Source organism: Bifidobacterium catenulatum subsp. kashiwanohense JCM 15439 = DSM 21854 (assembly GCF_001042615.1).
GTDB lineage: Bacteria > Actinomycetota > Actinomycetes > Actinomycetales > Bifidobacteriaceae > Bifidobacterium > Bifidobacterium catenulatum.
In genome coordinates this window covers 1519475-1532731 of the sequence record NZ_AP012327.1, presented here as the reverse complement: position 1 = coordinate 1532731, position 13257 = coordinate 1519475, and the positions used below count along the sequence as shown (strand labels likewise).

7 protein-coding genes are annotated in these 13257 nt (G+C 55.8%); 5 read left to right on the top strand and 2 right to left on the bottom strand.

Annotated elements, in window-relative coordinates; all coding sequences use genetic code 11:
- The first annotated feature begins 22 nt into the window (after window positions 1–22).
- Window positions 23–4639, top strand: coding sequence for a DEAD/DEAH box helicase (locus BBKW_RS06680; protein ID WP_033500557.1), 4617 nt, complete (start codon window positions 23–25; stop codon window positions 4637–4639).
- Between the two features lie 151 nt (window positions 4640–4790).
- On the opposite strand, the gene BBKW_RS06675 is transcribed toward BBKW_RS06680, so the two are convergent.
- Window positions 4791–7478: a DNA gyrase/topoisomerase IV subunit A gene (locus tag BBKW_RS06675; RefSeq protein ID WP_033500558.1), complete on the bottom strand. Its 2688-nt coding sequence runs from the start codon at window positions 7476–7478 to the stop codon at window positions 4791–4793.
- An 85-nt stretch (window positions 7479–7563) separates the two neighbouring features.
- Between BBKW_RS06675 and BBKW_RS06670 the strand changes: the two genes are divergently transcribed.
- Window positions 7564–8790, top strand: a complete 1227-nt coding sequence (locus BBKW_RS06670) for an alkaline phosphatase family protein (RefSeq protein ID WP_033500559.1) — start codon at window positions 7564–7566, stop codon at window positions 8788–8790.
- Window positions 8791–8805: 15 nt separating this feature from the next.
- On the opposite strand, the gene sepH is transcribed toward BBKW_RS06670, so the two are convergent.
- A complete protein-coding gene (gene sepH, locus BBKW_RS06665; RefSeq protein ID WP_033500560.1) occupies window positions 8806–9843 on the bottom strand; it encodes a septation protein SepH in 1038 nt (345 codons plus the stop codon).
- Between the two features lie 149 nt (window positions 9844–9992).
- Here sepH and BBKW_RS06660 point away from each other — a divergent pair, with 149 nt between their 5' ends.
- The 3 genes from BBKW_RS06660 to BBKW_RS06650 all read left to right on the top strand — a co-directional run bounded on the left by BBKW_RS06660 (window position 9993) and on the right by BBKW_RS06650 (window position 13239).
- A complete protein-coding gene (locus BBKW_RS06660) occupies window positions 9993–10286 on the top strand; it encodes a DUF4193 domain-containing protein (RefSeq protein ID WP_022245122.1) in 294 nt (97 codons plus the stop codon).
- Window positions 10286–10762, top strand: a complete 477-nt coding sequence (dut, locus tag BBKW_RS06655) for a dUTP diphosphatase (RefSeq protein ID WP_033500561.1) — start codon at window positions 10286–10288, stop codon at window positions 10760–10762. The genes BBKW_RS06660 and dut overlap by 1 nt, the downstream gene beginning before the upstream one ends.
- Window positions 10763–10917: 155 nt before the next feature.
- Complete coding sequence (locus BBKW_RS06650) at window positions 10918–13239, top strand: RelA/SpoT family protein (RefSeq protein WP_033500562.1); 2322 nt, start codon at window positions 10918–10920, stop codon at window positions 13237–13239.
- Window positions 13240–13257: the final 18 nt, after the last annotated feature.

Sequence of the window (13257 nt, the reverse complement as noted above, 5' to 3'; positions counted from 1 at the left end):
CGGTAATGCGATAATCGAACGTATGTACGAATGTTTGAACTTGTTCTCGGAACCGACCAAAGCATGGTTCAAACATGCGTTCAACCGGCCCACCGAAGCCCAGCAGCAGGCGTGGCCGGCCATCCATTCCGGCGAGAACGTGCTCGTTGTGGCGCCCACTGGGTCGGGTAAAACCCTCTGTGCGTTCCTTTCGGCTCTTGACCGGCTTATGGCGGGCGGAGCGCGTTCCGCAGGAGTGGACCTTCATGGCGAAACCGCGGCAACCGAGAGCCATGCGGAACGAAGAACTGTGAAGAAAGGTTCCCACAAGAAAACGAAGCGTAACGTCAAAGTGCTGTATATTTCGCCATTGAAGGCGCTCGGCGTCGATGTGACGAAGAATCTTGAATTGCCATTGCGGGGAATTGCTCAACAGTGCGAGGCGATGGGACTGCCCGTCCCCGATGTTGAAGTGGCTATGCGCAGCGGTGATTCTACGCCTGAACAACGTCGAAAAATCGTCAGCCATCCGCCGGATATTCTCGTCACCACGCCGGAATCATTATTCCTGCTGCTTACTTCCAAAGCGAGCAGCATATTGACGGATGTGGAGACGGTGATCGTCGATGAGGTGCATGCGGTCGCGGGTTCGAAGCGAGGCGCGCATCTCGCATTAAGTCTTGAACGCCTTGACGATATGATCGGACATCCAGTGCAGCGCATAGGGTTATCGGCAACCGTTAATCCCGTTGAGGAAGTAGCGCGGTTCCTTGGAGGTTCGCAACTGGTAACGGTGGTGAACCCCGGCGCTGTTCCGGCTATGGACTTGAGAGCCGCGGAACCATTGCGCAATATGCTTGACACCAGCGCTACAGGTGGTTCGGTATGGCCGGCTCTTGAACGGTCCATTCTCGATGAGGTGTTGCGGCACCGAACCACATTGGTGTTCGTCAACTCGCGTGGATTGGCAGAGAAGCTTACTGCACGGCTCAACGACATGTATGCGGAGTCGAAACAGGGCGCGGAGGCGACCGATTTGAGTGAGCACCGTGATTTGGGCTCACCGGAAGGCCACGAGCAATTTGCCAGGCATTACGATTCGGTGGTGGGGTCCACCACCATGCTGGTTGAATCGCATGACGATGTTGATGTGATTGCCATGGCGCATCACGGGTCCGTGTCAAAAGATCGGCGCAAACGGATCGAAGAGCAGTTGAAACGCGGCCAGTTGCGTTGTGTGGTGGCCACCTCCAGCTTGGAACTCGGCATCGATATGGGCTCTGTGGATCTAGTGATTCAGGTGGCCGCCCCATTGTCGATCGCATCGGGATTGCAGCGAGTGGGCCGTGCCGACCACAATGTCGGGGGAGTCTCTCATGCGTTGTTCTTCCCCATAACCCGACAGCAGATCATTGGCATAACAGCCAGCATGGAATGTATGCGGGAAGGGGCTATAGAACCATTGCGAATGCCCCGCAATCCTCTGGATGTGCTCGCACAGCAGACTGTTGCGGCCTCGGCCATGGAAGATCTTTCTACGAATGATTGGTACGACCGCGTGCGTCGTTCCGCGCCTTTCCGAGATCTCGATCGGTCCATGTTCGATGCGGTTATCGGCATGATGACAGGCGCATACAACAGTGAGGACTTTTCCGCATTCCGCCCGCCGCTGCAATATAACGAAGAAGCGGGGCTGATTTCCGCACGTCCAGGAGCGCAACGTTTGGCAGTGACCAGCGGCGGTACCATACCTGACCGTGGCATGTACACGGTGGTGCTTCCGGAGGAAGGCTCCGGTCCGGGCCCTCGGCGGGTAGGTGAGCTGGATGAGGAAATGGTATACGAATCCCGTGTGGGAGACATCATCACCTTGGGGACTTCGACTTGGCAGATCCAAGAGATCACACGGGACAGGGTAGTGGTGGTTCCCGCGCCAGGCCGTACTGCACGCCTGCCATTCTGGCATGGGGACCAGGACGGACGCGATTATGGTTTCGGATTGGCACAAGGACGTTTGACACGCGAACTCAGCCAAAGATTGCACAGACATGAACCAGCAAAGAATGGTGATCAGAATACGGTCCAAACTGTATCGGAAGTGCGATTCGACCGTGAGGCCACACAACGTTTGAAGCGGGATGGTCTTGACCGCAATGCCATAAGCAATCTTGCCAAACTGCTTGACGAACAACGTGAGGCGACTGGTGTGATTCCTTCGGATCGTGATTTCGTGGTGGAACGTTGTCAGGATGAAGGTGGGGATTGGCGCATTATCATCCACTCGCCATACGGTAGGCGCGTGCATGAGCCTTGGGCGTTGGCTATTACCACTCGAATCAAACAGCGGTTTGGTTTCGATGGTCAAGTGTATGCGGCCGACGACGGCATTGTTCTGCGATTGCCGGACGGTTACGGCGGTTTGCCGATGCATGAGCTGCTGCTGTTCGACGTGGACGAATTGCAGCGCATCGTTGAGACACAGGTTGGCGAAAGCGTGCTCTACATGGCCCGATTCCGCGAATGCGCGTCCAGATCACTTTTTCTGCCGCGCACTCGTCCAGGTAAGCGTGTGCCGCTATGGCAGCAGAGGTTGAAGGCCGCACAACTGTTGAATGCGGCCCGTACCCGTAAGAATTTCCCCCTACTGCTGGAAACCGCACGCGAATGTCTGCAGGATGTGTACGATCTTCCCGCATTGCGCACGATTATGAACGGGTTGAATACTGGGACGATACTGTTGTCGGAAGTGGTTACCGAAACGCCGTCTCCGTTCGCGGAGAATATGCTGTTTGGTTTCGTTGGCTCGGTGATGTACCAGTATGACGTGCCGCAGGCCGAACGAAGCACACAATTGCTGTCCATGGATCCGGAAGTACTGGAACGGCTCTTAGGGAGCACGGATATGGCATCATTGTTGGATGCCGAAGCCGTTACACAGGTGGAAGACGAGCTTGCCGAACGAACATTCTGGAATGATCTTGCCGAAGAAGATATCAACGGGCGCGTAACAAGATACGCCAAGACGCATGGCCCATTCACCTCTGACAAGATGATTGCCGAACTTGATATTGACGCGGCTCAAGCGGTGCATGCGCTTGATGAGCTGGATGCTCGAGGCGAACTCATCAAAGGAAGGTTCACTGATTTAGGTGAGACTTCCGAAAAGAGCGCTATTCAGCAATGGCTTCACAAAGATGTTTTCCGGCGCATTCGATCGTTGTCTCTTGCCAGGGCCCGAAAGGCCATTAAACCGGTCGATCCGAGCGTCTATCAGGCTTTTCTGCTTGATCGTCAAGGAGTCGGTCCTGTTGGAGGTGAACGCTACGAAGGTGTCGATGGTCTGATGCGTGTCATCGAACAGTTGGAAGGCGTGTTCCTGAACGCTTCGGTATGGGAATCCATGGTATTCCCGGCGCGTGTGCGTGACTATCAGCCCAGCATGCTCGACGAGCTCATTTCATCATCGGATGTGGTGTGGGTCGGCTCGAAAGCGAGTGGATCCAGTGCCAAAGAAGCTGGTGATATCGCCTTCTATCCAGCGGGTTCTTTGCTGCTCAACCCATCTGAACCGATATTGGAAGAACTGAAAAATAATGAAACATTGACTATGCCGGAAGCCGTGCTAGCAGCATTGAGCGGTGGTGGAGCGTTCCCCATTCAACAGCTTTCAGCCGCAGCCAAAACCATCTGGCAGCAGCATGCCGAAGTGCAGGTGAACCCTGAAACAGGTGAAATCATATTCCCCGCATGGGGTGAGCAACAGTTCGAGGAAGCCCTATGGTCACTGGTATGGCAAGGAAAAGTGACGAACGGCTCGTTCACGCCAGTACGAACGCTCCTATACGGAGGCAAAACTGTTCGCACACCTCGTCGTGTCGCACGTAGGCGCGTCACCATGCGTCCTCCAACACCATTGAGCTTGAGTGGATTATGGTCCGCTGTATCTTGTGGTGATGGGCGAACCGTTCTATCAAATAAAACGCTAGACAGTGTCATCGAGCCTGCCATGTCTAAAAACAGAGATACCGGCATTGATGATGCGGCGCATGCAGCAAGTGTGGAGGAGCGTAAGTTGGCGCTCATCGACTCGCTGCTGGATCGATATGGGGTGATTGCCGCTCCTTTGGTTGATAAGGAACGGATTGCCGGAGGATTTTCATCACTCTATCCAGTACTCAAACGAATGGAAGAACATGGCACACTGGTCCGAGGCATGTTCGTGAAAGGTTTCGGCGCGGCACAATTCGCGGAGCGAGAAACTATCGACGCGCTTCGTAGCGATACGCAATGGCATAGTCAGTCCTGCGCGGCGCTCGATGTGACTGATCCCGCCAATCTTATTGGCTCCGCAATCGTCTGGCCAGAACAGGATTACCTCAAACCGGCACGTAGATCTGGCTCCATCATCGTACTCAGACAAGGCGAACCCGTGTTGTTTGCCGTGCCAAAGAGTCATAAAATCGTCAGCTTCGTAACTGACGAGACAATATTGAAACCAGCTTGCGCCGAATTTGCCTACGCATTGCAACGACAGCCCAGTGGCAGCATCAGTTTCAGCGAAATGAACGGCATGTCATTAAAGGAACGGAATGCGCATCGGCAGATCCTTCATGCGGCCGGCTTCGTCGACAGCCCGCAAGGCATGAAGCTCTACTGCTAGCTTGGCGTTACATCGCCTGAGCCAAAGCGAACGAAACGAACGCACTGGCAGAACCGTGCCGACAACAACAATGCCCGCATCTTGCAAGCACAGGCGAAACCAAAACGATCCCAGCCATCGCAAGATACGGGCATTGTCAATGAAAAACAAGTTAGCCGATGATGGCGATTGGTGCGGAAAGCTCCGTGCCAGAGCCATCTCGACGCATATCCGGCTTCGGCAATTCCACGCCGGTACCGCCCTGCGTGGAGGCGTGTACTGGGTACGTGCCCACAAATGCGAGAACCAACGTATCCTGTCCCTTGAGGAATCGCTGCGAACGAACACCACCGGTACCACGGCCCTTCGTCGGATACATTTCCAACGGGGTTACCTTCGCAGAACCATTCTCCGTACCCGGCAACGCTTCGGAATCGCCCGCAACCGTCAACACCACAGCTCCAGACGCGGAGAACAGGCCATTCTCGCCTTCTTCATAATTCCATGCCACCTTGCTGGCGGGAACCACCGCGAATGCAGCCGCTGAGCAGCCTTCAGCCAGGCGAATGCCTGCCATTCCTCCGGCGGTGCGTCCCTGCGGGCGTACGTTCTTCGCCTCGAACGTCAGCAGGGAGGAGTCGGTGGATACAAACACCAGCCGATCCTCGTCACGTGCTTCAGCGGCAGCCAGAACTTCATCATCATCCTTCAAATCGATGACACTCCATGAATCCATGGTGGTGGGCGATTCGCGATTCCAACGCTTGACTACACCATTGCGCGTACCCAACGCAAGAGGAGTGGGCTCTACGGCATTATCACCGGAATCGTCGGCGGATGGCATGGCGATCGCGGCGATCACACGTTCACCACGAATTGGATCGGTGTTTTCCGTCATGCCGATTAACTCTTCGGCGCGAACGCCGCCAGTCACGTGGAGCGGCCCATCCGTAGACACAACCGGCAATTCCACGACATGCGCCACAATCAGACGACCGGCAGATGTGATCAAACCATATGAGGAACGCGTGGTCGTGCGGAAGATCGAAATAATCTGATCATCCTTTACACGCTGGTCGGCAGAAGAGAGATTCTCCCAACGCTCCAACGCGTTTTCGGAGGTGCGTGCGATCAGACCAGTGGCCGACAACATCACCGCGCAGGGTTCATCGTCGATCTGCAAAGCTATGGCTGCGGCATTGTCTTCGCCGGCTTTTTTCGCGGCCTTCGCGGCGGCGGCGACATCGGCGGCGGCGGACGACACCGTGGCTGCAGCGCGTGCCGCAGCCACGGCGGAGGCGGATACGCCATCATCGCCATGCGCTGCAACAGGCACAAGCCTGCCGTCAGCGTCTTCATCCAACAGCACAGTGCGACGTGGCGTGCCATACGTGGCAACAGCCTCGTCCATTTCGGCGATCACCACGCCGTCAAGCGCCTCAGTGGAGGCGAGAATGCGATCCAGTTCCTCGATACGTTGCTTCAAATCGTCGCGTTCCGCTTCAAGCTCGATGCGGCTCATTTTCGTCAGACGACGCAAGCGCAGGTCAAGAATGTACTGTGCCTGAATCTCATCCAGATCAAACACCTTGATGAGCTTCGTCTTTGCGGCTTCGGCATCGTCAGACGAGCGAATCACCTGAATCACTTCGTCAATGTCGACCATCGCAAGCAGAAGGCCTTCCACCAAATGCAGACGTTCCAGCGCCTTCTTCTTGCGGAATTCGCTACGACGGCGAATCACCACACGGCGATGATTTACCCACACCTGAAGCATTTCCTTCAAGCCCATGGTGTGTGGGCGGCCGTTGACCAACGCCACGTTATTGATGGTGAAATTGTCTTGCAGCGGTGTGTGCTTGAACAGTTGCGCCAGTATGGCGTTCGGGTCGAAGCCGGTTTTGATTTCAATGACAAGGCGAGTGCCGTTATGGCGGTCCGTCAGGTCGATCGCGCCGGAAATACCCTCCAGCTTGCGATTTTTCACACCCTCGGAAATACGTTCCAACACACGTTCCGGGCCGACCATGAACGGCAGTTCCGTTACGACAATTGCCTTCTTACGAGCGGTTACGTTTTCAATATGCGTTACTGAACGCGTGGTCAACGCGCCACGACCGGTTTCGTAGGCCTCGCGAATGCCCTTGCGTCCCACAATCACGCCACCGCTCGGCCAATCAGGGCCGGGAACATAGCGCATAAGCTCTTCCAATGTGGCATCAGGATGATGCATCAAATGTTTGGCTGCGGCAACCACTTCGCCCAGATTGTGCGTCGCCATATTCGTGGCCATGCCGACGGCGATGCCGGAACCGCCATTGACGAGCAGATTCGGAATCGCGGCAGGCAAAACGGTTGGCTCCTGCAGCTTGTTGTCGTAGTTCGGTGTGAAATCCACTGTATCTTCGGCGATATTCGCGTTCATACCAAGCGCAGCCTGGGCCATGCGAGCCTCGGTGTAACGCGATGCTGCCGGACCATCATCAAGGGATCCGAAATTACCGTGGCCGTCTACCAGGGGCAGACGCATGGCAAACGGTTGCGCAAGACGGACCATCGCCTCATAAATCGCGGAATCGCCATGCGGGTGAAGCTTACCCATCACCTCGCCGACCACACGGGCCGACTTCATGTACGGACGATCCGGATTGAGGTTCATTTGACCCATCTGGTAGATGATGCGGCGCTGCACCGGCTTCAAACCGTCTCTGGCATCGGGCAACGCGCGGGCATAGATCACCGAATACGCGTATTCGAGGAAGGACTTGCTCATCTCCTCGTTCAACGGTGTTTCGATGATGTTCTCTTTGACCGTACGCGGGTCAAAGGCTGGTTTTGCCGATTTGCGGTGCGACACCATGCGGTGAATCTCCTCACGGAAAAGTAATGGTAATCAACCTAGCAATGTTACCAGCCGGTACCACCGCGGTGCTTGAATAGGAGTCATGAGTGTTGAAGTGCCAAGCGACGAAGAGCTGCTTACCATGACCGAACCGGCATGCTACGGAGATGGCATGCCATCTGAAGGGATCCGTGGGGGAGCGTTGCACCTGTCGTCGGTACTTCCTGCGGTTTCCAACGCCATTGGCTGCCCCATGCCAACGGACATTCATTCTGACCCGAAAGGTCTGCAGGAAGCGCTTGGGCTGCCGGACGCGGCGTCCGCGGTCGTAGTGCTCGTGGACGGTCTCGGCTACTGGAACCTCAACATGAGACTGGGGCATGCGCCCTACTTGCGGTTTCTCATGAACGAGTCAGCTAATCAACGTCCCATCGCCACATGCATGCCGAGCACTACCGTCGCAGCCATGTCTACATTCGGTACGGGAACATGCCCCGGTATGACGGGTATGACCGGCTATACGCAGCTCAATCCGAAAACCGGCGAAATATGTCAGCTGATTTCCTTCAGAAATGCGGTTCCTCCGCTTGAGTTGCAGCAGCAGCCGACCATGTTTGAACGGCTAAGCGCACAAGGCGTTCGTGTGACCAGTTCTGGATTGCCGAAATTCGCGTTTTCCGCGTTGACGCAGGCTGCCTTGCGTGGCAGTGAGTACATTTCCAACGATGATCTGCGCAAGCGTGTCGCAGTCGCGGCCCAAGCGGCGAAAAATCCCGGACTGACATACCTGTATTTGCGTGATACCGATAAGGTCGGGCATAACTACGGTTGGGATTCCGATAAATGGATTGGCACGTACGAGCGTGTTGACGGTCAGCTTGGCCTTCTTCGCCGCAGCGTGCCCAAAGGCACATTGATTGTGATTGTAGCGGATCACGGTATGATCACCGCTGATCCTGAATCCGTGATTGATGTTGCGCAGGATCAGCGGCTCATGCAGGGTGTCGTCCATGTCGGCGGTGAACCGCGTTGCGTCATGCTCTATGCGGAACAGGGCGAGGCCCCGGAAAACATCGCTGCGCGGTGGCGTGATGTGCTGGGAGATCGGGCACAAGTGCGTACGCGATCGCAGGCGATTGCGGAGGGTGTGTACGGACCTGTGGTCTCGCGCGTCGAACCGATGATTGGTGATGTGATCGTATCGGCCACGAAAGCCGTCACCATCGTGGATTCCCACACTCAGGCGGAAAAGGCGATGCATCTGCCGAGTGTGCATGGCTCGCTCACCATGCTCGAGTCCGATATCCCTTGTCTGATCGACGTGGCCTAACATGCAGGGTTTGGCTCAGTCGCCGAACAGAATCTCATCCCAACTTGGCACGGCGGAACGTCCGGCGCGCCGCTTCGATTTGGTGGTGTTTTGGCTGTGCGGATCAGGTGTTTGATTCGTGTTTGCGGTGTTCGATGCGGTATCCGATGCGGACGCGATGGTGTTCTGAGCATCGCCTGTTGCACTGACGTCGGTTTTCGTCACGGCGTCTTCCGATCGGTTTGGCAGAGAGATGTCGGCGGCCATACTCGATGTGTTCGGTGTGCCGAATTCGTTAGACACGCCGATTGGCGCGATTGGAACGGAAGGTGCCGTTGAGGGGCGCGCCACCGGCATGGACGGTTCAGGCGTGTTCCATGCCGATACGGTCTGTTCGATTCGCGCCGATCGGGCGGAATTTCCCGGAAGATTCAGTGAAGCGAGGAAATTCTCGTCGGCGTGTTTCTCGGCGTGTCCTTCCTTTGGTGTGTCTTGCTCCCCGATGAGCTTGCGTGCAGCGGAATTCAAACAGCTTGCGGCATTGTCATGCATGTTCCACGACCATTCCGCGCAGATGGTATGGCCGGAGGAAACGAACTGAGCGCTGATTTTCCAAGGTTCCAAGCCAAGCCTGGTGGCCTTCCAAGTCACGTCTTCCAAACGTACTCGTGCCGCCGCGAATGTACGTTCAATCAGTTCGGAAAGCGTACGTACACGGCTTTCTTTCGGTGCCGGAACGGCGAGGAACTGCTCAATCGCATATTGCTTCTCCGTTTCGACCGACGCCGAGAAACGCCGAACGAGCGCTTCGCTCAACGAATATCTTTCCGCAACACGCGCGGGATCGGCGCCGGCGCGAATCAATGACTGAATCTGCGAAATCGGCAGGGTGATCGGAGCGTGCGTCTGCTGTTTTTCCTGCACTTCGGAACGAATCTGCTTGGCCTCCAAAATGGCTCTTTCAAGCGCTTCATCGACCTTTACAGAGAACTTTCCGGCACCTGAAACAAAGACGAGTTCACCGGCATCACTGACATGATCGAACCGCGCTTCCTCGAGTGAATTCTCAGGCACAACACACCACTTTCCTTCAAGAATTACTGTTTATTCTATTGTGCCCCACGTGTCGGATTTTACGAGTATTTCGAATCGTGTATCCTATGCGGGGTAAAAGTCATGTATCCTATGGCGCATAAGCACCATAGATGACGAAAGGAATCTCGATGGCACAGGATTATGATTCCCCGCGCAACAAGGACGAGGACGAGGAGTCGCTCCAGGCTTTGGGCAAGAGCTCCCAGAACACTTCCAACGACATGGACGATGACGAGAATGCCATCGCCGAGGATTATGAGCTGCCGGGCGCGGATCTCAGCAACGAGGACGCTTCGGTGACTGTCATTCCTATGCAGGGGGACGAGTTCATCTGTTCTGAATGCTTCTTGGTGAAGCATCGCAGCCAGCTCGCTTACACTACTGACGATGGTCAGCCGGTGTGTCAGGAGTGCGCTGCCTGATGGCGTTCGACGAAACATACAACGAGCCGGAAAACGTCGAGATTCTAGTAAAGTCGCTGCATCCCGACCAGCCGGCGGAACTGTACTATGCCCATGCCGGGGATGCGGGCGCCGATTTGCGCACCACCGAGGAAGTCACGTTGAAGCCGTTCCAGAGGGCGCTGGTGCCTACGGGAGTAGCGATCGCGCTTCCAGCGGGTTATGTGGCCTTGGTACATCCACGGTCTGGTCTTGCCGTCAAACAGGGCGTTACCGTGTTGAACGCGCCTGGAACCATTGACGCGGGCTACCGTGGCGAAATCAAAGTGCCGCTGATCAATCTTGATTCGGAACACACCGTGACGTTCCACCCGGGAGACCGCATCGCGCAGCTGGTCATCCAGCGTTATGTCGAGGCGAAGTTCATCGAAGCGGAGACACTGCCCGGATCTGACCGTGCTGAGCGTGGCTTCGGATCCACCGGTGTGGCCTCCTGAACTGAGCGTGCGGAGACATAAGCGCCAAGAATCAGCAAACGTTGGCGGCACAATGTCTTTCGGGGGTATCTGGCCGTGCAACACGCGGTCGGATACCCCGAACATACCGTGATGCGCGGGTAGTATAGGGAGCATTGCGAGCGAGGAGGTGGACGATGGGAGACGTTGAGAACGGGGTTCATTCTGCCCGAATGTTGGGCTGTGAGATCAGCACGAATCCGCTTGATCCGCTTGAGCCGATTCTGAAGATGTGCGAATACCATCATCCTGATGAGGATATGAGCATTCTTGAACGTGCTTATGAGCGTGCGGTCAAGCAGCATTCTTCACAACGGCGCAAATCGGGTGAGCCGTACATCATCCATCCGCTGGCTGTGGCGCAGATTCTTGCGGACCTTGGCATGGGGCCGTTGGTCGTGGCCGCCGGCTTGCTGCACGATACAGTTGAAGACACCGACTACACGCTTGACGAGTGTCGTTCTGAATTCGGAGACACCGTGACCGGTCTGGTTGATGGTGTTACCAAGCTTTCCAAGATGGAATATGGTGATTCCGCACAAGCCGAAACCATTCGCAAGATGGTGGTCGCGATGAGTCGTGACGTGCGCGTGCTGGTCGTCAAACTTGCCGATCGCGTGCATAATGCGCGTACGTGGCGTTACGTCAAAACACCGAGCGCACAGAAGAAAGCGCATGAAACGCTCGACGTGTATGCGCCGCTTGCCAATCGTCTTGGCATGAACGCCATCAAAACCGAATTGGAAGAGCTCAGCTTCAAAGTGCTCTATCCGAAGATCTATAACGAAATCGTGGTGCTTGTCGCACGTCGTGCGGGCCAGCGAGACGTGTATTTGAAGCAGATTCTTGCTGAGATCAACGAAGATCTTGACGAGCAGAACATTTCGGCGTATGTGACGGGGCGTCCAAAGGATTATTTCTCGATTTATCAGAAGATGATCGTACGCGGACATGATTTTGCGAATATCTACGATTTGGTGGGTGTGCGCATTATCGTCGATACGATTCAGGATTGTTATGCTGCGTTGGGCGCGGTGCATGCGCGTTGGAACCCTGTTCCAGGTCGTTTCAAAGATTACATTGCCATGCCGAAGCTCAACATGTATCAGAGCCTGCACACCACGGTGGTTGGGCCTGGCGGCAAGCCTGTCGAGATTCAGATTCGTACGTGGGACATGCACCGTCGTGCTGAGTTTGGCATCGCCGCGCATTGGAAGTACAAGGAGAATGGTCAGGCCGGTCGCGCGTTGAGCTCGCCTGATAAGTCTGATCGCAAGCGTGGCGAGAATCAGGAGTTGAGCGAGGCCGATAATCTCAAGTGGATTCAGCAGCTTGCCGACTGGACGAGTGAAACTCCGGATTCCAACGAATTCCTGGGCTCTCTGAAGGAAGACTTGGGCGCCGCCGAAGTCTACGTGTTCACGCCGAAAGGCAAGATTGTGTCGCTTCCCGCCGAGGCGACGCCGATTGATTTCGCCTATGCGGTGCATACCGAGGTCGGTCATCGCACTATGGGCGCTCGTGTGAACGGCCGTCTGGTACCGCTCGACACCAAGCTTGTAAACGGCGATACCGTTGAAGTGCTTACATCGAAGTCCGAATCTGCTGGTCCGTCTCGTGACTGGCTGAGCTTTGCGAAAAGCCCGAAAGCCCGTAACAAGATTCGCCAATGGTTCAGCAAGGAACGCCGAACCGAAGCCATTGAAGAAGGTCGCGATGAGCTGACGCGAGCCATGCGCAAGCGCAACCTTCCGATCGCAACATTGTTGACTCCCGAAGCGTTGGTCGGCATTGCTGACGAGTTGAATCTCGCCAATGCCGAGGCTGTGTTCGTGGCAATCGGTGAGGGTCAGATTTCCACGCAGAACGTCATCTCGCATCTGGTTCGAGATGCGGGCAGTGACGAAGTGAACGAAGAAGTGGAACAGGAGGCGTTGCCGCTCAAGCAGGTGGAACGCACCAAGAAGACCACTAGTTCGCTGGGCATTTCCGTCAAAGGCGTGGGAGACATTTGGGTCAAGCTTGCCCGATGCTGCATGCCGGTGCCGGGAGACCAGATTATTGGCTTCATCACCCGCAATCAGGGCGTGTCCGTGCATCGTGTTGACTGCCAGAACATGCTGGACTTGCAGAAACGCCAGCCGGAACGTGTGGTCGACGTGCAGTGGACCAGCACCAAGGGCGTGTTCATGGTCAAGATTCAGGTGGAGGCGCTCGATCGCCCGCACTTGTTGAGTGATGTGACTCGCGTGCTTTCCGACCATGGTGTGAATATCATCTCCGGTTCCATTTCCACGGGAACCGATCGTGTGGCCACTAGCCAGTTCAGCTTCGAAATGGCCGACCCCCAGCATTTGAACACTTTGCTTGCCGCAGTGCGCAAGATTGAAGGCGTGTTCGATGTGTACCGTATCACCGGTGCCAAGGATTCCGCCGAACCTCGCTTACGTAAAATCTGACACGATCAGTGAGGCCGT

Excerpts from the sequence above, each read along its gene's own strand:
- BBKW_RS06680 (WP_033500557.1), top strand. The coding sequence starts at position 23 with ATGTACGAATGTTTGAACTTGTTCTCGGAACCGACCAAAGCATGGTTC.
- BBKW_RS06675 (WP_033500558.1), bottom strand. The coding sequence starts at position 7,478 with ATGGTGTCGCACCGCAAATCGGCAAAACCAGCCTTTGACCCGCGTACG.
- BBKW_RS06670 (WP_033500559.1), top strand. The coding sequence starts at position 7,564 with ATGAGTGTTGAAGTGCCAAGCGACGAAGAGCTGCTTACCATGACCGAA.
- BBKW_RS06660 (WP_022245122.1), top strand. The coding sequence starts at position 9,993 with ATGGCACAGGATTATGATTCCCCGCGCAACAAGGACGAGGACGAGGAG.
- dut (WP_033500561.1), top strand. The coding sequence starts at position 10,286 with ATGGCGTTCGACGAAACATACAACGAGCCGGAAAACGTCGAGATTCTA.
- BBKW_RS06650 (WP_033500562.1), top strand. The coding sequence starts at position 10,918 with ATGGGAGACGTTGAGAACGGGGTTCATTCTGCCCGAATGTTGGGCTGT.